Annotated in this window: 19 protein-coding genes; 10 read left to right on the forward strand and 9 right to left on the reverse strand. The window is 68.3% G+C overall.

The window, feature by feature from the left end:
• Window positions 1–2: 2 nt before the first annotated feature.
• From AB0E56_RS09815 to AB0E56_RS09825, 3 genes are read right to left on the reverse strand one after another with little or no spacing between them, the layout of a single operon-like run.
• Entirely contained in the window at window positions 3–866 is an 864-nt protein-coding gene (locus AB0E56_RS09815; RefSeq protein ID WP_359798539.1) for a 3-methyladenine DNA glycosylase, read from the reverse strand.
• A 34-nt stretch (window positions 867–900) separates the two neighbouring features.
• A complete protein-coding gene (locus AB0E56_RS09820; RefSeq protein WP_359798541.1) occupies window positions 901–1926 on the reverse strand; it encodes a phosphatase domain-containing protein in 1026 nt (341 codons plus the stop codon).
• Between the two features lie 4 nt (window positions 1927–1930).
• A complete protein-coding gene (locus tag AB0E56_RS09825) occupies window positions 1931–2602 on the reverse strand; it encodes a DedA family protein (protein WP_359798543.1) in 672 nt (223 codons plus the stop codon).
• 41 nt (window positions 2603–2643) lie between these two features.
• Between AB0E56_RS09825 and AB0E56_RS09830 the strand changes: the two genes are divergently transcribed.
• The 5 genes from AB0E56_RS09830 to holA all read left to right on the forward strand — a co-directional run bounded on the left by AB0E56_RS09830 (window position 2644) and on the right by holA (window position 10689).
• Window positions 2644–3975, forward strand: coding sequence for an anthranilate synthase component I family protein (locus tag AB0E56_RS09830; RefSeq protein ID WP_359798544.1), 1332 nt, complete (start codon window positions 2644–2646; stop codon window positions 3973–3975).
• Window positions 3976–4000: 25 nt separating this feature from the next.
• Complete coding sequence (gene leuS / locus AB0E56_RS09835; protein ID WP_359798545.1) at window positions 4001–6586, forward strand: leucine--tRNA ligase; 2586 nt, start codon at window positions 4001–4003, stop codon at window positions 6584–6586.
• A gap of 104 nt (window positions 6587–6690) precedes the next feature.
• A complete protein-coding gene (locus AB0E56_RS09840) occupies window positions 6691–7290 on the forward strand; it encodes a ComEA family DNA-binding protein (RefSeq protein WP_359798547.1) in 600 nt (199 codons plus the stop codon).
• On the forward strand, window positions 7287–9608 hold the full coding sequence (locus tag AB0E56_RS09845; protein ID WP_359798549.1) for a ComEC/Rec2 family competence protein: 2322 nt from the start codon (window positions 7287–7289) through the stop codon (window positions 9606–9608). Before AB0E56_RS09840 ends, AB0E56_RS09845 begins: the two co-directional genes overlap by 4 nt.
• A 43-nt stretch (window positions 9609–9651) precedes the next feature.
• A complete protein-coding gene (gene holA / locus AB0E56_RS09850; RefSeq protein ID WP_359798551.1) occupies window positions 9652–10689 on the forward strand; it encodes a DNA polymerase III subunit delta in 1038 nt (345 codons plus the stop codon).
• Window positions 10690–10769: 80 nt separating this feature from the next.
• On the opposite strand, the gene rpsT is transcribed toward holA, so the two are convergent.
• The gene (gene rpsT, locus AB0E56_RS09855) at window positions 10770–11030 is read right to left on the reverse strand and encodes a 30S ribosomal protein S20 (RefSeq protein ID WP_359798553.1); all 261 of its coding nucleotides are present in this window, start codon (window positions 11028–11030) and stop codon (window positions 10770–10772) included.
• Between the two features lie 222 nt (window positions 11031–11252).
• On the opposite strand from rpsT, the gene AB0E56_RS09860 reads away from it, so the two are divergent.
• Both AB0E56_RS09860 and AB0E56_RS09865 read left to right on the forward strand, forming a co-directional pair.
• Window positions 11253–12626, forward strand: a complete 1374-nt coding sequence (locus AB0E56_RS09860) for a family 1 glycosylhydrolase (protein WP_359798555.1) — start codon at window positions 11253–11255, stop codon at window positions 12624–12626.
• Window positions 12623–13858 carry an MFS transporter gene (locus tag AB0E56_RS09865; RefSeq protein WP_359798557.1) on the forward strand — a complete coding sequence of 412 codons (1236 nt, stop codon included), beginning with the start codon at window positions 12623–12625 and terminating at the stop codon, window positions 13856–13858. The genes AB0E56_RS09860 and AB0E56_RS09865 overlap by 4 nt, the downstream gene beginning before the upstream one ends.
• On the opposite strand, the gene AB0E56_RS09870 is transcribed toward AB0E56_RS09865, so the two are convergent.
• The 5 genes from AB0E56_RS09870 to AB0E56_RS09890 all read right to left on the reverse strand — a co-directional run bounded on the left by AB0E56_RS09870 (window position 13853) and on the right by AB0E56_RS09890 (window position 20364).
• Complete coding sequence (locus AB0E56_RS09870; RefSeq protein ID WP_359798559.1) at window positions 13853–14584, reverse strand: alpha/beta hydrolase; 732 nt, start codon at window positions 14582–14584, stop codon at window positions 13853–13855. The genes AB0E56_RS09865 and AB0E56_RS09870 overlap by 6 nt on opposite strands.
• 74 nt (window positions 14585–14658) lie before the next feature.
• The gene (locus tag AB0E56_RS09875) at window positions 14659–16374 is read right to left on the reverse strand and encodes an ABC transporter family substrate-binding protein (RefSeq protein ID WP_359798560.1); all 1716 of its coding nucleotides are present in this window, start codon (window positions 16372–16374) and stop codon (window positions 14659–14661) included.
• A 141-nt stretch (window positions 16375–16515) separates the two neighbouring features.
• Window positions 16516–18444 carry an ABC transporter ATP-binding protein gene (locus tag AB0E56_RS09880; RefSeq protein ID WP_359798562.1) on the reverse strand — a complete coding sequence of 643 codons (1929 nt, stop codon included), beginning with the start codon at window positions 18442–18444 and terminating at the stop codon, window positions 16516–16518.
• Entirely contained in the window at window positions 18441–19379 is a 939-nt protein-coding gene (locus AB0E56_RS09885; protein ID WP_359798564.1) for an ABC transporter permease, read from the reverse strand. Before AB0E56_RS09885 ends, AB0E56_RS09880 begins: the two co-directional genes overlap by 4 nt.
• A 1-nt stretch (window position 19380) precedes the next feature.
• Entirely contained in the window at window positions 19381–20364 is a 984-nt protein-coding gene (locus AB0E56_RS09890; protein WP_183150200.1) for an ABC transporter permease, read from the reverse strand.
• Between the two features lie 238 nt (window positions 20365–20602).
• On the opposite strand from AB0E56_RS09890, the gene lepA reads away from it, so the two are divergent.
• From lepA to hemW, 3 genes are all read left to right on the forward strand, one after another.
• Entirely contained in the window at window positions 20603–22456 is a 1854-nt protein-coding gene (lepA, locus tag AB0E56_RS09895; protein WP_359798566.1) for a translation elongation factor 4, read from the forward strand.
• Between the two features lie 82 nt (window positions 22457–22538).
• Entirely contained in the window at window positions 22539–23192 is a 654-nt protein-coding gene (locus AB0E56_RS09900) for a DUF1990 family protein (protein ID WP_359798568.1), read from the forward strand.
• Window positions 23192–24409, forward strand: coding sequence for a radical SAM family heme chaperone HemW (gene hemW / locus AB0E56_RS09905; RefSeq protein ID WP_359798569.1), 1218 nt, complete (start codon window positions 23192–23194; stop codon window positions 24407–24409). The genes AB0E56_RS09900 and hemW overlap by 1 nt, the downstream gene beginning before the upstream one ends.
• The last annotated feature ends 5 nt before the right edge of the window (window positions 24410–24414 follow it).

Here is a 24414-nt window from a genome sequence, read left to right on the forward strand (position 1 = left end):
GCTCACGCCGCCTGGCGTGCACCCTCGCCGAGCCACGCGTTCAGCAGGGCGGTCCGCAGAGCGGCTCCGCGATCCGCGAAACCGCGCTGTCGCCGCACGTACTCCGCCTTCCCCTCCGGGGTCTCGATCGGCACGGGGACGACGTCCCACGCGGAGAGGTCGTACGGCGCGGCCTGCATGTCGAGGAGGCGGATGTCCCGCGCGAGCTCGAACGCGTCGAGAAGGAGCTCGCCCGGAATCAGCGGCCCGAGCTTGGTGGCCCACTTGTACAGGTCCATGCCCGCGTGGAGGCAGCCGGGCTGCTCGAACAGCGGCTGGGCGTCACGACTCAGCGGGGTGCGATTGCGGGGAACGGCCTGCGGGGTGAAGAACCGGAAGGCGTCGAAGTGCGTGCAGCGGAGGTCGTGACTCTCGACGACCGCATCCGTCCCGGCCTGCCCGAGCCGAAGCGGCACGGCGTGCCGATGCTCTTCCGCGCGGTACACCATGGCCCACTCATGCAGCCCGAAGCATCCGAACTGTCCAGGACGCGACGCCGTGCGGCGCAGCATCCGTTCCACGAGGGCGGCGAGCTCGGGTTTTTGCGCGCCGAAGGCGGCGGCATCGGGCACGACGGAGCCTTCATCGGCTCCGGGGGAGTACCAGCGCCACGAGAGACGTTCGACGGCATCCTCCAGCTCGATCCCGGCACCCGGATGCCAGCGTCGCAGCTGCGCGGGCTTGAAGGAGTAATACGTGAAGAGGAAGTCCCACACCGGATGCTTCTCGGCGTGCGCGGCACGTTCGCGGTGATCGGCCGTCAACGCATCGGCACGTTCCTGGTGCGCCAGCTCGCGGCTCATCCAGTCGTCGCGGGGGATCGCCATCTCAGTGCAGGTCCATGTCGGGTGCGGTTTCTCGTCAGTGCAGGATGCCGGCTTCGCCGAGCAGGTCTCGCAGCCCGGCGCCGTCCTCCGCGCTCACCCACGGCGCGACATCCTCGGAGTGCGGCTCCCGCCCCGCGCGACCGCCCGCAAGCACGGCCTCGGCGGGGAGAAGACGACGGATGGCGACACCGGCGACCGATTCGGGGTGCTCCTCCATGAACTGGCTGTAGATGGCCTCGTCATGCTGACCGTCGTCGCCGATCAGAAGCCACTTCACGTCGGGGAACTCGGCGGCGAGCCGGCGCAGGTTGGTGAGCTTGTGCTCGCGACCGCTGCGGAACCAGCGCTCGTGCGTCGGACCCCAGTCCGTCAGCAGCATCGAACCGGCGGGAAAGAGATGACGACCGAGGAAGCGCCACAGCGTCGGTGCGACGTTCCACGCTCCTGTCGACAGGTACACCATCGGCGCGCCGGGGTGCTGACGCAGCAGCTGGTCGAGGAGCACGGCCATGCCGGGAACAGGCAGACGCGCGTGCTCGTCCAGCACGAAGGAGTTCCAGAACGCGATGAACGGACGCGGCAGGGCGGTCACCATCACGGTGTCGTCGACGTCGGACACGACACCGAACCGGGTTCCCTCGGCCACGATGAACGCCCGCGCCTCGATGGGCTCCTGACCCTCGACCGAGAAGGTGAAGGTCTGCCACCCCGGTTCGAGGTCGACGCGGATCATCGCGTCCACGACGCCGCCGCGGTCGGCGACCACCTGATGCGTGGTGTCGCCGAAGTGCACGCTCACCGACGCGAAGCCCACAGGGATCCCGACGAAGCTCCGCCATCCGCGCACGCTCGCCGGCTCGCCGTCGCGGGTGCGACGCTGCGGGGGGACGATCAGCACACGGCCGACCACACGGACCCAACCCGGTCCGCCGTATCCGGGGAAGGGAAGGATCGTCGCGACCCGGCCGCGACGGCGCGCACGACCTTCTCGCCACACGTGGAAGCGATGTTCGAGTCGGGCGAACCAGTGGATCCGGGGCGCCGGGGGTGCGGATGCCATTGGTTCAGTCTTTCACGTCGGCGTCGACCTCCGCCTCCGGACCCTCCAGGTGACGAGCTTCGAGGCGTTGCAGCAGCTTCTTGCCGAGGTAGGCGAGGAGCAGGAAGAGGGCGATGACCCCGACGAAGATGTACCCCGCGAAATGCACACGGTCGACGAGTTCGCGGAAGCTGCCGGCCGCGAGCGAGGTGACGCTCACATAGGCGGTCGCCCAGAGCGCGCACGCGGGGGCCGTCCACGCCAGGAACCGGCGGTAGGGGTACTCGCTCATGCCGACGGTGAGGGGCACGAGGGAGTGGAGGACCGGGAGGAAGCGGGAGAGGAAGATGGCGATGCCCCCACGGCGGGCGAGGTAATTCTCGGCACGCACCCAGTTGTGCTCGCCGATCTTGCGCCCCAGCCAGGACACGCGGATGTGGGGACCGAGCCAGCGTCCGAGCCAGAACCCGATGCTCTCGCCGATCAACGCGCCGATCACGACCGCGACTCCCATCGCGATGCCCTCCCACACCGTGGCGACGCCCATTGAGGCGATGATGACGATGGTGTCGCCGGGGACGATCAGACCGATCAGGATGCTGGTCTCCAGCATGACGGCGACGCCGGCGACCAGAGTGCGCGTGACCGGATCGATCGACTGCACGGTGTCGAGGAGCCAGAGCAGGAGGTCGTCCACGTGATGAGAATACGGGAGCGGACCGGACCTAGGCTGGAAAGGTGCCGGAACAGCTGAGTGCGCGACCGCTTCCCGTCTGGGTGGAGCCGTCCGCGGTGTTCGCGATGCTCGAGGCGCGGGTCTCCGATGTGTTCTGGCTCGATGCGGGCGCAGAGGCGACGGAGGGGTGGAGCTTCGTCGGGACGGGGGAGCGCTCGACGCTTCCCGTCGGCACGCGGCTCGACGCCGCTCCCGCCGACGACGACACCTCGCTACCGCCGTTCCGCGGCGGCTGGGTGGGCTGGCTCGACTACGAGAGCGGAGCCGCCGCTGCCGGGGCTCCGATCGCCGGACCCGTCGGTGCCACGGGCGGGGCCTGGGTGAGGGCGACCCACGTCGTCGCCTTCGACCACGCGAGGAGGCAGACCTGGGTGCAGTGCGCGGAGGGAAAGATCGAAGCTTGGGAGGCGGACATCCTCCGCACCGAGGCTCCCGCCGAGGGCGTCGCCCCGCCACACGGCGACGTCGGAGACGCCCGCGTGGTCGCCGAGGCGCGACACGACCCGCAGGAGTATCAGGCGCTGATCGAACGGTGTCGAGATCTCATCCGTGCCGGTATCGCCTACCAGTTGTGTCTCACGACTCGCTTCACCGTCGCCGGCGTCCATGATCCGGTCGCCGTGTACGGCAGGCTCCGGTGCGCGACGCCGGCGCATCACGGGGGATTCGTCCGTATCGGCGACCGCACCCTGCTGAGCGCGAGCCCCGAGCAGTTCCTCCACGCCGAAGGGGGAGTCCTCCGCACGCGCCCCATCAAGGGCACCAGACCCCGCGGCGCAGACCCGGTGCAGGACGCCGCGCTCGCCGCCGAGCTCGCGGTCGACCGCAAGGAGCGGGCGGAGAACGTGATGATCGTCGACCTCATGCGCAACGACCTCTCGCGGGTCTGCGTGCCGGGCAGCATCCGCGTCGACGGTCTCTGGGTGGTCGAGAGCTATCCCGCGGTGCACCAGCTCGTGAGCACGGTGAGCGGTGTCGCAGCGGAGGCGACCACGGTCGGCGCGCTGCTGGACGCGACCTTCCCCGCCGGGAGCATGACGGGCGCCCCCAAGCTCTCGGCGATGACCAGGCTCCGGGAGCTGGAAGGCGGGCCACGGGGCATGTACGCCGGGTGCTTCGGCTACATCGGCGTGGACGGCTCGCTCGACCTCGCGATGGTCATCCGCAGCATCGTCATCGAACCGGAGCAGGCGGTCGTCGGCGCAGGCGGAGGCATCACCTGGCTCTCGGACGCTGCCGCGGAGGTCGCTGAGGTGGCGACCAAGGCCAGGGCGCCGCTCGCGGCGCTGGGCGCCGGAATGCCCGCCCTCTGGGGTTCCGATATCCTGAACTGATCCCGCTTTTTCCATCAGATTGGTCGTGCGTTCGTTGTCTGAGAACCTGTCCACCGCTCCTGCCGACGACGAGACCCCGTCGGCGCACGCCATCCAGAAGAAGTGGCAGACGTACTGGGCGGAGAACGGGACGTTCCTCACCGGCGGTGACGACGACACCCGACCGCGGCGCTACGTGCTCGCGATGTTCCCCTACCCCTCCGGCGACCTGCACATGGGGCACGCGGAGAACTACCTGTACTCCGACATCGTCGCCCGTTTCTGGCGCCACCGCGGACACAACGTGCTCAACCCGATCGGCTGGGACTCGTTCGGGCTGCCCGCCGAGAACGCGGCGATCCGTCGGGGAGCCGATCCGCGCGAGTGGACCTATCAGAACATCGCGCAGCAGAAGGAGGGGTTCCAGGCCTATGGCGTCTCCTTCGACTGGACGCGTGTGCTGCACACCTCCGACCCGGAGTACTACCGCTGGAACCAGTGGCTGTTCCTCAAGCTGTACGAGCGCGGACTCGCCTATCGCAAGAAGAGCCCGGTCAACTGGTGCCCCAACGACCAGACGGTGCTGGCGAACGAGCAGGTCGTCGACGGGCGCTGCGAGCGCTGCGGCGCCGAGGTCGTCAAGAAGAAGCTCACGCAGTGGTACTTCCGCATCACGGACTACGCCGACCGCCTGCTCGATGACCTGAACCAGCTCGAGGGCTTCTGGCCGCACAAGGTGCTGCAGATGCAGCGCAACTGGATCGGCCGCTCGGTCGGCGCCGACGTCGACTTCGTGATCGAGGGCCGGGACGAGCCGGTCACGGTCTTCTCGACGCGGCCGGACACCCTGCACGGTGCGACGTTCTTCGTCGTGGCCCCCGACTCCGACCTGGCCGCCGAGCTCGCCGCCGGTGCGCCGGACGAGGTGCGGCAGCGGTTCCAGACGTATCTGGAGCAGGTGCAGAAGGAGACCGACATCGATCGGCAGTCCACGGACCGCCCCAAGACCGGGGTGTTCCTGGAGCGCTACGCGATCAACCCCGTCAACGGCGAGAGGCTGCCGGTGTGGGCGGCCGACTATGTGCTCGCCGACTACGGCCACGGCGCCGTGATGGCCGTGCCGGCGCATGACCAGCGCGACCTGGACTTCGCCCGCGCGTTCGACCTGCCCGTCAAGGTCGTCGTCGACACGACGGCACCGATCACGGGGGCGATGCCGGTCATCGAGGTCGACGAGGACGGGGTGCCGATCGACACGGGCGCCGCACTCGACGAGCAGAACCCGGCATCCACCGGAGTGGCGCTGACGGGCGAGGGCCGCATGATCAACTCGGGCGCGCTGAACGGTCTGTCCAAGCGGAACGCGATCGCGCGGGCGATCGAGCAGCTCGAGGCCTCCGGCACCGGACGTGCAGCGAAGAACTACCGTCTGCGCGACTGGCTCATCTCCCGTCAGCGTTTCTGGGGCACGCCGATCCCGATGCTGCACGCCGAGGACGGCCGGATCATCCCGGTGCCGGAGGACCAGCTGCCGGTGAAGCTGCCGAGCGTGGAAGGTCTTGACCTCGCCCCGAAGGGCACGTCGCCGCTCGGCGGCGCCGAGAGCTGGGTGCGCACGACCGACCCCGAGACGGGTGACCCCGTCCTGCGCGACCCCGACACCATGGACACCTTCGTGGACAGCTCCTGGTACTTCCTGCGGTTCCTCTCGCCGAACAGCGACACGGTGGCGTTCGACCCTGCGCAGGCCGACCGCTGGGCGCCCGTCGACTCGTACATCGGCGGGGTCGAGCACGCGATCCTGCACCTGCTCTACGCGCGCTTCATCACGAAGGTCCTGTTCGACATGGGCCTCATCGACTTCACGGAGCCGTTCTCGAACCTGATCAACCAGGGCATGGTCATCCTCAACGGCACCAAGATGTCGAAGAGCAAGGGCAACCTCGTGCTGTTCCAGGAAGAGCTCGACGCGCACGGGGCCGACGCACTCCGCGTCGGTCTGGCGTTCGCCGGTCCGGTGGAGGACGACAAGGACTGGGCGGACGTCTCCACGACCGGTGCCCAGAAGTTCCTGGCGCGGGCCATGCGCATCGCCGGCGAGGTCTCCAGCGCGGTCGACGTGGTCTTCGACGGCGGAGACGCCGCGCTGCGACGAGCCACACACAAGCTGCTGGCCGAGGCGCCCGCCCTCGTCGAGCAGACCAAGTTCAACGTCCTGGTCGCGCGTCTCATGGAGCTCGTCAACGTGACGCGCAAGACGATCGACGGCGCCGCGGGTGCCGCGGACCCCGCCGTGCGCGAGGCTGCGGAGACGATCGCGGTGATGCTCGACCTCATCGCCCCGCACACGGCCGAGGAGATGTGGGAGATGCTCGGTCACGAGCCTTCCGTCGGCCTCGTGACCTGGCGCTCGGCCGACCCGGCCCTGCTCGTCGAGGACTCGGTCACGGCCGTGGTCCAGGTGGGGGGCAAGGTCCGTGCGCAGCTCGAGGTTCCTGCGCGCATCGGCGAGGCGGAGCTCGAAGCTCTGGCCCGGGCGGACGAGCGTGTGATCCGCTCGATCGGCGACCGGGAGATCGTGAAGGTCGTGGTGCGGGCACCGAAGATCGTCAGCTTCGTCGTCAAGGGCTGAGCGGGCCTTCGCTCCGTCCTCCACAGCGGTCGATCCTGCCGGGTTGTGCACTCGGGTCGTCTCCCGGGCGAGAGGAGGCCGGCGGTCGCGCTTAGCGTGGCCGGATGACGTCACCGCAGGCTCCTCCACCTCCTCCTCGGCGTCGGCTGCGTCTGAGTGTCGGGGCGGCCGTGGTGCTCGCCCTGGTCGTGCTGTCGGCGGCCGTGGGGTTCGGGCTGCTGCGTGGACAGGCGCCGCCGTCGGACTCGCTGTCGTTGACGGATGTCACGACGACCGATGCACCCTCCGGTGAGCTCTATGTGCACGTGCTGGGCGCGGTGGCGCAGCCGGGGCTGTATGTCCTCGACCTGAACGCACGACTCGTCGATGCCCTCGCAGCCGCGGGCGGGACGACCGATGAGGCCGACCTCGCGGCGGTGAACCTCGCGCGCACTCTCGAAGACGGAGAGCAGATCATCGTGCCGACGGTCGGCGTCGCGACCGATGCTCCCGTCGCGGACGCACCCGGCGATGACCGGGTCGATCTCAACAGCGCCGACCAGGAGGCGCTGGAGACCCTGCCGCGGATCGGCCCCGCACTCGCGGAGCGGATCATCGCCTGGCGAGAGGACAACGGTCGGTTCCGGTCCGTCGACGATCTCCTTGCGGTCCCCGGCATCGGAGAGAAGCTCCTCGCCGGACTGCGCGATGCGGTCAGGGTGTGAAGCCACGCGATCTGCGGCTCGTGCCGCTCGTCGTCGTGGTCTGGGGCGTCGCCCTGCTGTGCGTGCTGGTGCCGACCGTCGCGTGGGGTGTGGTGGCGGCGGGGCTCGTCGTGCTCGTGGTGGTCGCGCTGTCCGTCCGTGTTCGCCGTGGCGGGTCGCCCATCGCGGCTGCCGGGCTCGCACTACTGGTGCTGGCAGGTGGTGTCAGCAGCGCCCTCGCGGTCGGCATCGCCGCACCGGCCAGGGAGAAGGCGATGTCGTGGGACGGTCGAGTCGTCGAAGTCACTGCCGACGTCACCTCGTCGGCGTCGGTCGGACGTGACGGGCGGATGTGGGTCGAGGCGTCCACGTCAGTGATGGGTCTTCCCGGACACCCGACGGCGCTGTCCGCCGTCGTGCGCATCGGGACGCCGCCGATCGACGGACTCGATCTCGGGGCTCGGCTCCGCGTGGTCGGTGAGGCGGCGGCGACGGAACCGGGCGAGCGGTCGGCACTGGTGATCTTCGCGAGCGAGACAAAGGTGGTCTCGCCGGCATCCGGGGTGTTCGGAGTAGCGGCGGCGCTCAAGCACTCCTTCGCCGAGCGATCGTCGCGGCTCCCGGAGCCCGGCGCCGGCCTCCTCCCGGGACTCGCGGTCGGCGACACCAGCGCTGTCTTGATGGAGTTGAACGACGACATGCGCACGAGCGGGCTGAGCCACCTCACCGCCGTCTCCGGCGCCAACTGCGCCATCGTGGTCGGCGGGATCTTCTGGCTGGTCGCACTGTGCGGTGGCGGTCGCACGATGCGAGCTCTCCTCGCGCTCGTCGGTCTGGCGGGATTCGTCATCCTCGTCACGCCGGAACCGAGCGTGATCCGTGCGGCGGTGATGGCTGCGGTCGGGATGCTGAGCGTCCTGCTGGGCAGGCCGAGCGCCGGAGCCGGCCTGCTCTCCCTCTGCACGGTGGGGATCCTGTTGGCCGATCCCTGGCTCGCGGCGACACCGGGGTTCGCCCTTTCCGTGGCGGCGTCAGGTGCGCTCATCCTCCTCGCGCCTCCGCTCGCCGGAGGACTAGGCAGAGTCATGCCTCGACCGGTGGCGCTGGCTGTCGCCGTGCCGGTGTCGGCGCAACTGGTCTGCGGGCCGATCATCGCTCTGTTCGCGGAGCAGCAGTCGATGATCGGGATCGCGGCGAACCTCATCGCCGAACCTGCGGCTCCGATCGCGACCGTCGTCGGCCTCCTCGGGTGCCTCGCCGCGCCGGTGCCGCCGCTCGCCGACCTGCTCGTGTCATCGGCCTGGCTGCCTGCGGCGTGGATAGCAACGACGGCCACGACGACCGCGCACTTCCCCGGCGCGCAGCTTCTGCTTCCGGCGGGTGTCGGGAGCGCCGCGCTGGTGGCAGTCGTGAGCGCGGCGATCGCCGTCGTCGTGATCCGGGCGCCGGCTGCGGGGCGCGGTCCCGGACCTGCGCGCGGGTTCCTGTTCGCGCGGAGGGCGGGAGCCGCTGTCGTGATCGTGGTGCTCTCGCTCTCGGGGGCCCGCATCCTTCTCGACGGGCCCCTGGCGACGGCGACGGCGCCCGGTGGCTGGTCGATCGCGGCGTGCGACGTCGGGCAGGGCGACGCGATCCTGATCCGGTCGGCGGGCGAGGTGGCGCTCATCGACACAGGGCCGGCCCCTGAGCCCTTGACCGCCTGTCTCCGCGCGCTGGGGATCGAGCGGATCGATCTGCTCGTGCTCACCCACTACGACCTCGATCATGTGGGCGGGACGTCAGCGGTCACGGGGCGGGTCGACGCGGTGCTCCATGGGCCGGTGGCCGATGCGTCGGACGGCCGTCTCCTCGACGGACTCGCGCGCTCGGGTGCGTGCGTCGACACGGCATCGGCCGGCCAGCACGGGATGCTCGGCGGAGCGAGCTGGCGGGTCCTATGGCCTCAGCGAGACTCTGTGGCCTTCCCCCCGGGCAACGACTCGAGCGTGGTGATGGAGTTCGATGGGGGAGGCGTGCCCCGGTCGCTCTACCTCGGCGACCTCTCGGCCGCGCCGCAACGCATGCTGCTCCGCACAGCTCGACTGGGTCGATACGACGTGGTCAAGGTCGCACATCACGGCAGTGCGGACCAGGATCCTGGGCTGTACCAGGCTCTGCACGCGCGGGCGGCGCTGGTCAGCGTCGGTCTCGACAACGACTACGGCCACCCCAGGGCGGAGACGCTCGATCTGCTCGAAGCCTCCGGCTCGCACGTGCTGCGTACGGACCGCCAAGGTCGCATCCTCCTCGGGGTGCAGGGAGACGAGCTGCGGGTGTGGACGGAGAAGACGACGCGATGACGTCGAGGGAAGCGCTGTCGGTGACCGCCGGTAGGCTGGACGCATGGCAGCTTCGCGTCCCCCTTCCCGCGGTGGAGCGAAGCCGACGAAGATCCCTCAGGTGTCGTGGCGCGAACCCCGGCCCGCCCCGCTCGTGCTCGTCTCGGGACCCGAAGAGGTCTGCGCCGAACGCGCGATCGCCGGCGTCCGTGACTACCTCCGCGCCGAAGACCCGGCTCTCGAGGTCAGCGACGTCCGTGCAGACGACTACGCACCGGGAACGCTCCTGTCGCTCACCTCGCCGTCGCTGTTCGGCGAACCGCGTCTGGTGCGTGTCTCCGGCGTCGAGAAGTGCTCCGATGCGTTCATCCAGGAAGCGGTGGCGTACCTCGACAACCCCCAGGAGGGTGCGACCGTCATCCTCCGGCACACCGGGGCGAGCGTGCGTGGAAAGAAGCTGCTCGACGCGCTCAGGGCCGGCGACGGCGGCGGCATCGAGATCGCGTGTCCGGCGATCAAGAGAGACGGCGATCGGGTCGACTTCGCCGCGGGCGAGTTCCGCGCCGCGAAGAAGCGCATCGCCCCTCCGGCGCTCCGGGCACTGGTCTCCGCCTTCGCCGACGACCTGACCGAACTCGCCGCCGCCTGTCAGCAGCTCATCGGCGACGTCGACGGCGACATCACCGAAGAGACCGTCACCAAGTACTACGGCGGTCGCGTCGAGGTCTCCGCGTTCGTCGTCGCAGACACCGCCATCGCCGGGCGATACGGCGAGGCCCTCGTCGCGCTGCGGCACGCTCTCTCGTCCGGGGCGGATCCCGTTCCGATGGTGGCGGCCTTCGCGATGAAGCTGCGCACCATGGCACGCGTCGCGGGCAACCGCGAGCCCAGCCGGCAGCTCGCTCAGCGCCTGGGCATGAAGGACTGGCAGGTCGATCGTGCGCGTCGCGACCTCGCAGGCTGGAACGAGCGGTCGCTCGGGATGGCCATCCAGGCCACGGCACGGGCAGACGGCGAAGTCAAAGGCGCGGCACGCGACCCGATCTTCGCCCTGGAACGGATGGTCACGGTGATCGCGACCCGTCAGCCGTTCGGCGAATAGTCGGCTGCGCGCCGAGCTCGCTGCAGGAACGAAGAAGGCCCGCCCCGGTGACGGGACGGGCCTTTCTCAGGTGATTCGGCTCAGAGAGACGCGACCTGCTTGGCGAGGGCCGACTTGCGGTTCGACGCCTGGTTCTTGTGCAGGACACCCTTGCTGACGGCCTTGTCGAGCTTGACGGAGGCCTTCTTCAGACCCGCCTCGGCTGCCGACTTGTCGCCGGCGGTGACAGCCGTGCGGGTCGTGCGGATGAGGGTCTTGAGCTCGCTCTTGACGGCCTTGTTGCGCTCGCGAGCCTTCTCGTTGGTCTTGTTGCGCTTGATCTGCGACTTGATGTTTGCCACGTGTGGACGCTTTCTGTACAGGATTGTTCGGAATGCCGGCAGCAGAAGAGGGCTGCTGCACAGCGGTCGTGAGGGAAGAACCCACACGCAAGCCAAGAGTCGAGTCTACCAGCAGACGGGGCGCAGACGCGAAACGACCGGAGCCGAGCGAAACTCGGTCGCGCACCTGCTGGCACTGGGTGCAGAATCATGACTATCTCGACGTCGATGTCAAGGAGCCAGATGATCCGCGAAGCCCCCCGCCCGTCCGCGCCTGGCCGACTCCGCTGGTCCGCAGCGACCTCCGCATTCCAGATCGAGGGTTCTCGCCCGACCGGGGCGAGAGGGCGCTCGATCTGGGACGACTTCCTCGAGGCGCCGGGTGCGATCGTCGACGGGTCCACCGCCGAGCCCGCCTGCGACAGCTACCGGAACCCGGAGAGCGATGTCGCCCTCGCCGCCGGGCTGGGACTGGACCGCTATCGGTTCTCGATCCCGTGGGCACGCGTGCAGCCGGACGGCAGGGGAGCAGGTGACACCGCGGCGCTCGACCACTACTCCCGCCTCGTCGATCTTCTCCTCGAGTCCGGCGTCGTCCCGTTCCCCACCCTCTTCCACTGGGAGATGCCGAGCGCCGTCGAGGCCGAGGGCGGCTGGCTCAGCCGAGACACGGCCGAACGCTTCGCCGAGTACGCCCAGATCGTGGCCGCTGCCCTCGGGGACAGGGTCGAACACTGGTACACGCTGAACGAGCCCGCGATGACGACGCTCCAGGGGTACGCTGTCGGTGCGCTCGCGCCGGGAAGACAGCTCCTCTTCGGCGCGCTGCCGACAGCGCACCACCAGCTCCTGGCGCACGCTCGGGCTGCCACCGTGCTCCGCGCGCGGGGGGCCACGGCCGTCGGGCTCGTGAACAACCACACCTGGGTCCTGCCCCTGCGTGACACCGCCGAAGACCATCGGGCGGCGGCGTCATACGACCTGCTCCACAACCGTCTCTTCAGCGAACCGCTCCTGACGGGTGGGTATCCCGACCTCGAAGAGCTCGGTCTGCCGCCGATGCCGGTACGTGAGGGAGATCTGGAGGAGATCGGCCACTCGATCGATTTCTACGGCATCAACTTCTACAACCCGACCACGGTCACCGCGGCCGCGACGGAGAGCCCTGTCCCGTTCGACATCGTGCCGACTCCGGGCGCGCCCATCACCGGATTCGGCCCGGAATGGCCGATCATGCCGTCGGCCCTGCGTGATCTCCTCCTGGACCTGCACGCGCGGCACCCCGGCCTCCCGCCGGTCATCATCGGAGAGAACGGTGCGTCCTTCCCCGAGCAGAAGCGAGCGGCGCGCATCGATGACGCGGAGAGGATCGACTACCTGTCGGGACACATCGGGGCCGTCGGCGAGGCGATCGAGGCCGGAGTCCCGGTCGAGGAGTACACGGTGTGGTCCCTGCTCGACAACTGGGAGTGGGCGGACGGGTACACCCAGCGCTTCGGGCTCGTCCATGTCGACTTCGTGACAGGGGAGCGCACGCCCAAGGCGTCGTACGACTGGTACCGCGAGCTCATCGCACGTTCGCGTTCCGTGGCATCCACGGCGGAGGTGGCCGGATGAGCGGGGTCGCCGGCACGCGTACCGTACGGGCGGGAGCGCGCTGGATGTCACTGTTCACGCTCGCCTGGCTGGCGATCTGGACCGTGCAGCTCACGCCGGTGCAGCTGCTCCTGCCGCTGCAGCTGGACACGCCGGAAGACGACTGGATCCGCGGGGTGGTCTCGTCCGGTCTCGTGCTCGGCATCGGCGGTCTCGCCGGCATCATCGCGGGTCCGGCTGCCGGCGCACTCTCCGATCGCGGGGCTGCCGGGCGTCATCGCCGTCGTCCCTGGGCTCTGGGGGGCGTCGGCCTCACGGCCGTCTGTCTCATCCTCACGGGTTTCGCCGAGGGGCCCTGGGCCGTGGGCGCAGGATGGGTGGGGGTGTCGGTGGGCGTCGCCGTCTCGTCCGCGGCGTTCACTGCACTCATCGCCGATCAGCTCCCTTCGACGCAACGGGGCGCCGCTTCCGCGGCAGTCGGTTCGAGCCAAGCGGTGGGGATCGTGCTCGGTGTCGGTCTCGTCGTCCTGCTCGGACTCGGCATACGCGACGGCTACCTGCTGCTCGCGGCCGTCATCGCCGTGGTCGGATCCGCGGCGGCGCTGCTTCTGCCTGACCCGCCGACCACGGAGGCGCTGCGCCCGAAGCCGCTCGGACGTCGTCCGCTCGCCTCGTTGCGTGATCGAGACTTCGCCTGGATGCTCTCCGGCCGCCTGGTGACGAACATCGGCAACGCGCTGGGGACGGCCCTGTTCCTGTTCTTCCTGCTGCACGGCCTCGGCCAGCCGAGTGCCACCGCGCAGGACAACCTGCTCCTGCTCATCGTCGTCTACACCGTGTTCGTGGTGATCGCGTCGGTGGTGACCGGGATCGTCTCGGATCGCACAGGGAACCGGCGCACACTCGCCGTCGCGGCCACCGTCGTGCAGGCGGCGTCCGGCGTGGCCATCGCGCTCGTCCCGACGTTCGAGATGACGCTGGTCGCCGCGGCGCTGATGGGCCTCGGCTACGGCGCGTTCTCGACGGTCGGACTGGCCTTCGCCGCTGATCTGCTGCCCGACGAGCAGGACCACGCACGCGACCTCGGGATCGTCAACGTCACGGCGGCTCTCGGGCAGCTGATCGGCCCGGTGCTCGGAGCGGGACTTGTCGCGTTGGTCGGCGGGTTCTGGCTGGTCTTCGTCGCCGCCGCTGTCCTCTCGGTCGTCGGAGGAGTGCTCACCGCGTGCGCACGGCAGCCGGCGCGCTCATGAATCCTTGGCTGTCTGCTCGACCGTCGCGATCGCGAGCTGCAGCACGGCGTTGAAGATCCTCGGCCGCATGGCCGTGACCAGATGGGTCGTGCGCGGCACGATGATCAGCTCTGCCTGCGGGGCGAGCCGGCGGAACAGGTACTCGTTGAGCCGCAGCTGATCGTACTGACCGTTCACGAACCAGAGGGGGCCCGTGATCCGGGGGAGGGCTGCGGCGATGTCGAGCGCGGCAAGGCTGCGGAGCGCGGCGTCCTGCGTGTCGAGCGCGTAGCCGCCCGCAGCGAAGTCCGATCGCGTCTCGAGGGGGATGGTGGCCTCGAGCATCCGCGCGGTGAGCCACATCCCGCGGTCCGGAAGGGAGTCGACGGCCCTGGCGAACAGGCGGTAGGCCCGGAGCCCGGCGCCGTGGGGGAACGAGGTGCACGCCGCCGCGACCAGTCCAGCGACCGGCGGGCGCTGCGCACCTCCCGTGTACGCGAGGCAGAGCAGGCCGCCCATGGAATGCCCGACGAGCAGGACGGGCCCCTTCGCCGCGGCAGCGCGCACCGCCCCATCGATCGTGTGGAGCGCCTCGTGGAGGGTGAAGTCCTCGCCCATCCGGGTGCCGTGACCGGGCAGATCGACCGCCGTGACGGCGTATCCGAGCGCATCGAGGTAAGCGCGCTGCGCACGCCACATGGTGGCGGACGTGCGGATGCCGTGGACGAGGACGATCTGGGCGCTCACGCGTTCAGCATAAGGAAAGCGGGGCCGGTGGATCACCACCGGCCCCGCTTCGACACGATTCGTGTCAGAGGGTGTTACTTCTCCCAGCCGAGGTCCTCGACGGGAGTGACCCCGAAGAGGTCCAGGCCCACGTAGGGCTCCGGCGTGAGGTTCGCCAGGCCCTCCTGGACCACGTAGATCGACGGACCGTTGTAGAGCGGGATGACGCCCCAGGTCTCCTCGATGATCTTCGGCTCGAGGTCCATGGCGGCCTTGGTCCAGCTGTCCGAATCCTTCTGCGACTCGACCTCGTCGGCGATCTGCTTGTCGATGTCGGCCGTGCCGGTCGCAGACAGGTTCAGGCCGCTGTCGGAGCAGTAGATCTGGCACATCCACGCCGGTCCGAACGGGTCGGAGTCGGTGAAGCGGAGACCGAAGATGTCCCAGTTCTTGGACGTGAAGTCGTCCGAGAAGTCGGCGGATGCACGGACCTCGATCTGGAGGTCGATGCCGAGCTCCTTCTGCTGAGCCTGCAGCGACTTCGCGAGCGCCTCCTGCACGGGGCTGTTGCTGAAGATCGGGTAGACGACCGAGAACTTGACGCCGTCCTTCTCGCGGATGCCGTCATCGCCTTCCACCCAGCCGGCGTCGTCGAGCAGCTTCTTGGCGCCTTCGACGTCGTACTTCAGTCCGGCCTCACCGAACGCGTCCTTCCAGCCGTCCTGGAACGAGTACATGTTCAGCGAGCCTGCCGCCTCTTCCTCGTAACCGAGGCCGTTCCACGCGATCTGCTTCTGCTGATCGATGTTGACGCCCATGAAGAACGCCTTGCGCACGTTCACGTCCTCGAACTGCGGCTTGTCGCCGTCGACCATGAGAACCGTCTTGGCGGTCTGCTGAGCGCGACGGACGACAGCGCCGTCGACGTCCTCGACCTGCTTCAGACGCTCTTCGCTGCCGGCCTCGACCTGGTCGATCTCACCGTTCTTGAAGGCGTTGATCGCGGCGTCGTCCTCGAGAGCCGTGAAGGTGACCTTGTCGAGCAGAGGAGCGTTGCCCCACCACTCGGGGTTCGGCTTGAAGGACACGAAGCCCGCGTTCGCGTCGAACTCGTCGACCGTGTACGGTCCCGCGCCCCACTCGGCGTTGAGGTTGCCGATGTACGCGTTGTTGAACGTCTCGACGTCGGCGTGCTTCGGGTTCAGCACTCCGCCGGTCAGGAACGCCATGGACGGCCAGGCGTAGACGCCGTCGAAGGTGACGACGGCCGTCTTGGCGCTGTCGCCCTGCTCGACCGAGGTGATCTGCTTGTAGCCGTCGGTCGCGTTCGGGTTGAAGCCCTCGTCGTAGGAGCGGTTCGCCTTCCAGGTGGCGTCGATGGCGGTCCAGTCCATGTCCGTGCCGTCGTTGAAGTGCGCCTCGTCGGTGAACGTGAAGGTGACGGTCGTGTTGCCGTCGGCCTCGCCGATCTCGTACTCGTCGAGGTAGGCGTCGTTCTTCTGCACCTCACCCTCGGGGGTGACCAGGAGCAGCTGCGGCATGTAGTAGTACCACAGGCGTGCGGTGTCGGCGCTCGCGTCGCTGTTGAAGGCGTTCAGCTGCTCCGGAACCTCGTTGATCTCGAAGTTGACCTCGCCGCCCTCCTTCAGGTTCTCGCGGGGCTGCGGGTTGTAGTCGGCCGCCTTGGTCTCGACCTTCTCGCCGCCGTCGTCCCCGCCTCCGTTGTTCCCGGAACCGCTCGCGCAACCCGCGAGGGCGAGTGCGAGGGCGCCGCTGATCGCGATCGCCCCCAACAACTTCTTGTTCTTCATGGTGCTCCTTTCGCCTTTCGGCGTTTCATAAGGGGAAGAATAGTTCGGCCCTGGACGTATCACAGCGGTCGAAAGTGAATACCGCCTAACCGTTATCGGACGGTGACCCACATCAGGTGGCATCCGGTTTCAGGTCTGCCCTCACACGCTCACGGGGCGGGTGCTCATGGTCTCCGCGTCGAACACGACCCGGCGACGGGTGCGCTCGATGTCGGGGTCCGGCACCGGGATCGCCGAGAGCAGAGCCTGCGTGTACGGGTGCTGCGGGTTCTCGAACACATCGTCCACGTCGCCGTGCTCGACGAAGTCGCCGAGGTACATCACGGCCACGCGGTCCGCGATGTGGCGGACGACCGAGAGGTCGTGCGCGACGAACAGGTACGACAGCCCCAACTTGGCCTTGAGCTCGTCCAACAGGTTGATCACACCCGCCTGAATGGACACGTCCAGGGCAGACACCGGCTCGTCGAGCACGACGATCTTGGGGTTGGTCGAGAGGGCACGCGCGATGCCGATGCGCTGTCGCTGCCCTCCGGAGAACGCCTGCGGGAAGCGGTCGCTGTGCGCCGGATTCAGCCCCACGAGGTCCATCAGCTCGTCGACGCGTCGATGAGCCTCCTCCTTCGGTGTGCCGATCGCGAAGAGCGGCTCGGAGATGATGTCCGCCACGGTCATGCGCGGGTCGAGGGCTCCCATCGGGTCCTGGAACACGATCTGGATGTCGCGTCGCAGCTTCCGCTCGACCTTGTGGCTGTGGATGTCGTTGACGCTCGTGCCGGCGATCACGATGTCGCCGTCGGTCTGCTTGACCATGTCCATGATCTGCAGGAGCGTGGTCGTCTTGCCACTGCCGGACTCGCCGACGATGGCCATCGTCTCGCCCTCGCGCACGTCGAAGCTGACGCCCTTGATCGCGTGCACCTCGCCGACCTTGCGCTTGAGGAAGGCGCCCTTGAGCAGCGGGAACGTCTTGGTGAGGTTCTTGACCTCGAGCGTGATCGGACGCTCTTCGCGAGGGACCTTCGCCAGGTCGCTCTCCGGGATCTCGCGCACCGGGTACACGGGGAGGCCGCCGAGCCGTCCGCCGTCCTCGATCTCGTGCGACCGGATGCAGGCAGCACGGTGCGCATCGCCGGACCCGGTCGCCACGGGCAGCAGCTCCGGCTCTCGTGTGCGGCAGGCGTCCATGACGATGGGGCAGCGGTCCGCGAAAGGGCAGGCGTCGGGGAGGTTGATGAGCAGGGGAGGGTTTCCCTTGATCGGGGTGAGCGGCTCCTTCTCCGCCTTGTCGACGCGCGGGATGGCTCCGAGAAGGCCGATCGAGTACGGCATCCGGGTCTTGTGGAACAGTTCGTGCACCGGCGCCTGCTCGACGGGCTTCCCGGCGTACATGACCATGACGTCGTCCGCGGTGCGGGCGACGACGCCCATGTCGTGGGTGATCATGATCACGGCGGCACCGGTCTCCTGCTGCGCCTTCTCGATGAGGTCGAGGATCTGGGCCTGGATCGTGACGTCCAGGGCCGTGGTCGGTTCGTCGCAGATGATCAGCTTGGGGTTGTTCGCCATGGCGATCGCGATGACGACGCGCTGACGCATTCCTCCCGAGAACTCATGCGGGAACGACTTCATGCGGCGTTCGGGCTCGGTGATCCCGACGAGCGTCAGCAATTCGATCGAGCGGTTCCAGGCATCCTTCTTCGAGAGGCTGCGGTGCACGGTCAGGGCTTCGATGAGCTGGTCGCCGATCGTGAACACCGGCGTCAGCGACGTCAGCGGATCCTGGAACACCATCGACATGCCGTTGCCGCGGATCACCGAGAGCTGCTTGTCGGTCATGCCGAGCAGCTCCTGGCCGTCGTACATGATCGATCCGGTGACCTTGGCGTTCTCGTCGAGCAGGCCCATGATCGCGAGCGAGGTGACGGACTTGCCGGAACCGGACTCGCCGACGATGCCGAGGGTCTTGCCCGCCTCCAGGTCGAAGGACACACCTCGCACGGCGTCGACGCGGCCGGCCTCTGACGCGAAGCTGACGGTCAGATTGCGGACGGAGAGTACGTTGCTCATGCTCGGCCTCCAGCCGCAGAGGTGGGATCGAGGGCGTCGCGCAGACCGTCGGCGATCAACGCCATGGAGACGGTCAGCAGGGTCAGGGCCGCGGCGGGGAAGTAGAAGAGCCACGGCGAGGTGATGAGCGAGCTCGATCCGGCGCCGATCAACGCGCCGAGCGACACGTCGGGGATCTTCACGCCGAAGCCGAGGAACGAGAGTCCGGTCTCGGCCACGACGGCGTTGACGACGCCGAGGGTGAAGTTGATGACGAGCAGGGACCCGATGTTGGGCAGCAGGTGCCGCACGACGATCCGCATGCCGCGGACTCCCATGTACCGAGCGGCGCTCACGTACTCGCGCTCCCGGAGCGACAGCGCCATCGTCCAGATGACGCGGGCCGGGAAGTACCAGCCGATCACGAAGATCATGATGAAGGCGATCACACGCCAGTCGCCACCGGACTTGTTCGAGATCATCGCCAGGATGAGGAAGCTCGGGATGACCATCATGAAGTGGATGACCAGCAGCGTGACCCGCTCGGTCCAGCCGCCGAAGTACGCTGCGGCCGTTCCGACCAGTGCCGACACGATCGTCACGCCCACCGAGACGGTGACGGCGATCATCAGGGACCGCTGCAGTCCGACCGCGACCTGAGCGAACAGGTCGTTGCCGGCGTTGTTGGTGCCGAACCAGTGCTCGGCGCTCGGCGGGCTGCTCAGGTGGAGGAAATCGAGCTCGATGTGGTCGTAGCGCGCGATGAGCGGACCGAAGATCGCGAACAGCACGAGCACCACGAAGATGATGAGACCGGCGACCGCGCCCTTGTTGCGGGCGTAGCGGCGCGAGTACAGCGTCCACTTCGACAGGCGACGGGTGGCGACGCGCGTCGTCTCGGGGCCGGGAGCGACCTCGGCGGCCTCGACGGTGGGGTCGATCATTTCGGAGGTCATGTCAGCTCACTCTCACTCGAGGATCGAGTACCACGACGGCGATGTCGGCCAGGATGGCGCCGATCGCCGTGAGCACTGCCCCGAAGGCCGCGATGGCCACGGTGCCATGGATGTCGTTCTTCGTGATGGCGTCGATGAAGTACTTGCCCATGCCGTTCCACGCGAAGATCGTCTCGGTGAGGACGGCGCCGGTGAACACGGCGGGGATCGTGAACGCGACCTGCGTCGCGACCGGGATCAGCGAGGTCCGCAGTGCGTGCTTGCGGATCGCCTGCTGCTTGGTCAGCCCCTTCGCACGGGCCGTCCGCACGTAGTCGGCGCTGATGTTGTCCAGCAGGAGCGAGCGCTGCAGGAAGTGGATTCCCGCGTAGCCGATGAGCACCAGGGCTATCGTCGGCAGCGTCAGATGTTGCAAGACGTCTATGAGTACGGGGAAGAAGCCCTCGACGCCGCGGCTCGCGTTTCCGGTCACGTAGAAGATGCGCACGCCCGTCGCGTCGTTCAGCGCGATCGCCATCAGGACGATTCCGAAAGCCGCGACGACGATCGGGATGTTCATCGTGATGATGCTCGTGGCCTGGCCGATCCGGTCCGCGAGCTTGTACTGGCGTGACGCGGTGTACACGCCGAGCGCGATGCCGAGGATCGTGGTGAGGATCGTCGCTCCGAGAACCAGCTCCGCGCTGACCCACATCCGGTACGCGACCTGCTCGTTGACAGAGCCGCCGGTCGGACTGACTCCCCAGTCCCAGCGCAGCAGGATCGCCGTGAGCCAGTTCCACCACCGCTCGATCAGCGGGACGGTGTCACTCAGGTTGCGGGGCTCGAGGACGTTGACGATCTGCTCTTCGGTGAGCGGCGGGCGTCGACCCACGTAGTTGCTGCGCGGATCGAGGAATCCCCACGCCAAGAAGTACGTGAGGTTCGTCGCGACCACGATCATCAGCAGCCAGCCGAGTGCTCGGCGCAAGAGGTACTTGATCAAGGGGCAGTCTTTCTCTTCTACAGACGCGCTCGGGATCTGCCGACGCAACGCTGAGTCGGGTGGAACAGCTACTTTCACCACCGTCTCCCGCGACGCGACGGCCGTCACGGGGTCTGTGACGGAGTCTTATCGCTTACGGGATCCGGTGTCACGGATTTTTCCCGGGCAACTTCGGGAGACTATCACCGGAATGCCGGAATCGGGGATTAGCGCCCCCTGACCGTACAATCGAGTGGACATGTCCCCACGCGCTCTCACACCCCTTCAGCCTGCCTCGACGCCGGCTGCGCAGATCCGCAACTTCTGCATCATCGCCCACATCGATCACGGCAAGTCGACCCTCGCCGACCGGATGCTGCAGATCACGGGCGTGGTCTCCGACCGTGACATGCGCGCGCAGTACCTCGACCGCATGGACATCGAGCGCGAGCGCGGCATCACCATCAAGAGCCAGGCCGTGCGCATGCCGTGGGAGCTCGGCGGCGAGACCTTCGCGCTCAACATGATCGACACTCCGGGGCACGTCGACTTCACCTACGAGGTCTCGCGCTCGCTCGCGGCGTGCGAGGGCGCGATCCTGCTCGTGGACGCGGCGCAGGGCATCGAGGCCCAGACGCTGGCGAACCTCTACCTGGCGCTGGAGAACGATCTCCACATCATCCCGGTGCTCAACAAGATCGACCTTCCCGCCGCAGACCCCGAGAAGTACGCGAAGGAGCTGGCGTCGCTCATCGGCGGCAAGCCGGAGGATGTGCTGCGCGTGTCCGGCAAGACCGGCGTCGGTGTCGAGGACCTCCTCGACCGTCTGGTGCAGGAGATCCCCGCTCCAGTCGGCGATGCGGACGCCCCGGCGCGGGCGATGATCTTCGACTCCGTCTACGACGCGTACCGCGGCGTCGTGACATACGTGCGCATGGTGGACGGGAGCCTCTCGCCCCGCGAGCGCATCCAGATGATGTCGACCGGCGCGAACCACGACGCTCTCGAGGTCGGGGTGTCCAGCCCCGAGCCGATCCCGACCAAGGGACTCGGCGTCGGAGAGGTCGGCTACCTCATCACGGGCGTGAAGGACGTGCGGCTGTCGAAGGTCGGCGACACCATCACGAACGCACGCAAGCCCGCGTCCGAGGCCCTCGCCGGCTACACCGACCCCAAGCCCATGGTCTTCTCCGGCATCTACCCGATCGACGGCAGCGACTACGCGGAACTGCGCGAGGCCCTCGACAAGCTCAAGCTCTCCGACGCCTCGCTGCAGTACGAGCCGGAGACGTCTGTGGCTCTCGGCTTCGGATTCCGCTGCGGCTTCCTCGGCCTGCTGCACCTGGAGATCATCACCGAGCGTCTGTCGAGGGAGTTCGGCCTCGACCTCATCACGACCGCGCCGAGCGTGATCTACGAGGTGCTCACCAGCGACACCGGTGAGACGGTGACCGTGACGAACCCGAGCGAGTACCCGGACGGGCGCATCGGTTCGGTGTCAGAGCCGATGGTCAAGGCCGCGATCCTGCTGCCGAAGGACTACGTGGGCACCGTCATGGAACTGTGCCAGTCCAGGCGCGGCACGCTGCTGGGCATGGAGTACTTCTCCGAGGAGCGCGTCGAGCTGCGGTACAACATGCCGCTCGGCGAGATCGTGTTCGACTTCTTCGACCAGCTGAAATCGAAGACGCAGGGATACGCCTCGCTCGACTACGAGCCCTCCGGGCAGCAGGAAGCCGACCTCGTGAAGGTCGACATCCTCCTCCAGGGCGAGAAGGTCGACGCGTTCAGCTCCATCGTGCACCGGGACAAGGCCTACGCCTACGGCACGATGATGGCCGAGCGGCTGCGCAAGCTCATCCCTCGTCAACAGTTCGAGGTCCCGATCCAAGCGGCCATCGGCGCGCGCATCATCGCTCGCGAGACGATCCGCGCCATCCGCAAGGATGTGCTCGCCAAGTGCTACGGCGGTGACATCACCCGCAAGCGCAAGCTCCTCGAGAAGCAGAAGGAGGGCAAGAAGCGCATGAAGATGGTCGGCCGCGTCGAGGTCCCCCAGGAGGCGTTCATCGCCGCGCTGTCGGGTGACGTCGAAGGCAAGGAGAAGAAGTAGCACCGCGGATCGGACCGGATGATGTGTCGCTGTGCGGCGCGTGGGGGTGTTCGCTCAGGCAACGCGAAGTAGGCTGGAACTCATGCGGCGCGGGACTTTCCGAGACGACACGGTGGACTATGCGGCCGTGGGTGCGACCCATGCGCCCGATCTGATGCAGTACCCGCCGGAGCGGAGTATCCCGGCGGAGGAATCCTGGCGCATCGGCAGCGGGAGTGAGAGGTTCCAGACGGCGGGCGAGGCGCTCCTGTCCTGGACGGCCCAGCGTGCCGCCGGACTCTCGGTCGAAGACGTGCGCCCGGCGCCGGGGCCGGCCTACGCGGGAGTGAGCTTCGATGCGGAGGGCAACCCCATCGCGCCGAGTAAGCGCGACGTGGAGCCCCGCTACGACGCGGAGGGCATGCCGTTCGTCGGTGCGGGGATGACCCTGCACCTGCGAGGCCGGATCGCCGGCATGCGCGCCGATGCCGAACTCCGTGTGATCTCGGTCACCGAGGAGACGCGGCGCATCGGCTTCGTGCTCGGCACCGTCGGCGGTTCCGTGGTCCGAGGCGAGGAGTCCTTCGACGTCGACTGGCGCGAGGACAACGACGAGGTCTGGTTCACCGTCCGCGCCTTCGACGCCCCGAACGCGCTGCTGTACCGCATGGTGCCTGCACTCGTGAAGCGCCGCCGCCGCGAGCTCTTCGCGCGCTATCTCCGCGCGATCTCCCCGCTCTACGCGACCCCGCTGTGATGGCGGGACCCCTTCCTCTCGGAGACCCCGCACCGACGGACGGGCGACTGCCCGCCGATCTTCCGATCGACACGGGTGCGCCGTTCTCGGCGTACCTTCACATTCCCTTCTGCACAGTGCGCTGCGGATACTGCGACTTCAACACCTATACGTCGACCGAGCTGCGCGGGGCGAAGCAGGAGGACTACGCGTCGACCCTGATCGCCGAGATCCACCTCGCTCGACGCGTGCTCGACGATGCCGGGGCGTTGCGCCCGATGGACACGGTCTTCTTCGGCGGAGGCACGCCCACGCTCCTCCCCGCGGGAGACCTGGCCCGCATGCTCGATGCCGCGTCCTCGGCGTTCGGACTGGCTGAGGGCGCCGAGGTGACCGTCGAGGCGAATCCCGACACGGTGACCCCTGCCGTGGCGCGCACCCTGGCGGACGCCGGGGTCACGCGGATGTCGGTCGGCATGCAGTCGGCGGTGCCGCACGTGCTCGCGGCGCTGGACCGCACGCACCGGCCCGAGAACGTCCGCACGGCCGTCGCCGCCGCGAAGGACGCGGGCCTCGCCGTGAGCGTCGACCTGATCTACGGCGCGCCGGGGGAGTCCCTCGCCGACTGGGAGGCCTCGCTCGATGCGGCGCTCGCGCTCGAGCCCGACCACATCTCCGCCTACGCGCTCATCATCGAGGACGGCACGAAACTCGCACGCCAGATCCGCCGCGGCGAAGTGCCGACGCCCGACGACGACCTCCAGGCGGACATGTACGAGCTCGCCGATGCGCGCCTCGCGGACGGCGGCTTCGACTGGTACGAGGTCAGCAACTGGGCCCGCACGCCCGAACGGCGTTCCCGGCACAACCTCGCCTACTGGCGCGGCAGCGACTGGTGGGGCTTCGGTCCTGGGGCCCACAGCCACCTGGCGGGGCTGCGATGGTGGAACGTGAAGCACCCGGCGGCGTACGCGCAACGTCTCGCTGCCTCCGAGTCGCCGGCGGCCGGAACCGAGCGCCCCGATGCCGAGTCGCGCACATTGGAGCGCATCCTGCTGCTGAGCCGCATCCGCGAGGGGATCGCGGTCGACGAGGTGCCGAGGGCGAACCGGAGCCGGGTCGCCGGTCTGATCGCCGACGGATTGGTCGATCCGGTGGCTGCCGTTCAGGGGCGCGTCCAGCTGACGCTGCGCGGTCGCCTCCTCGCAGATGCCGTGGTGCGCGAGCTCACCGACTGACGAAC

This window comes from Microbacterium sp. NPDC028030 (assembly GCF_040637855.1).
Lineage (GTDB): Bacteria > Actinomycetota > Actinomycetes > Actinomycetales > Microbacteriaceae > Microbacterium.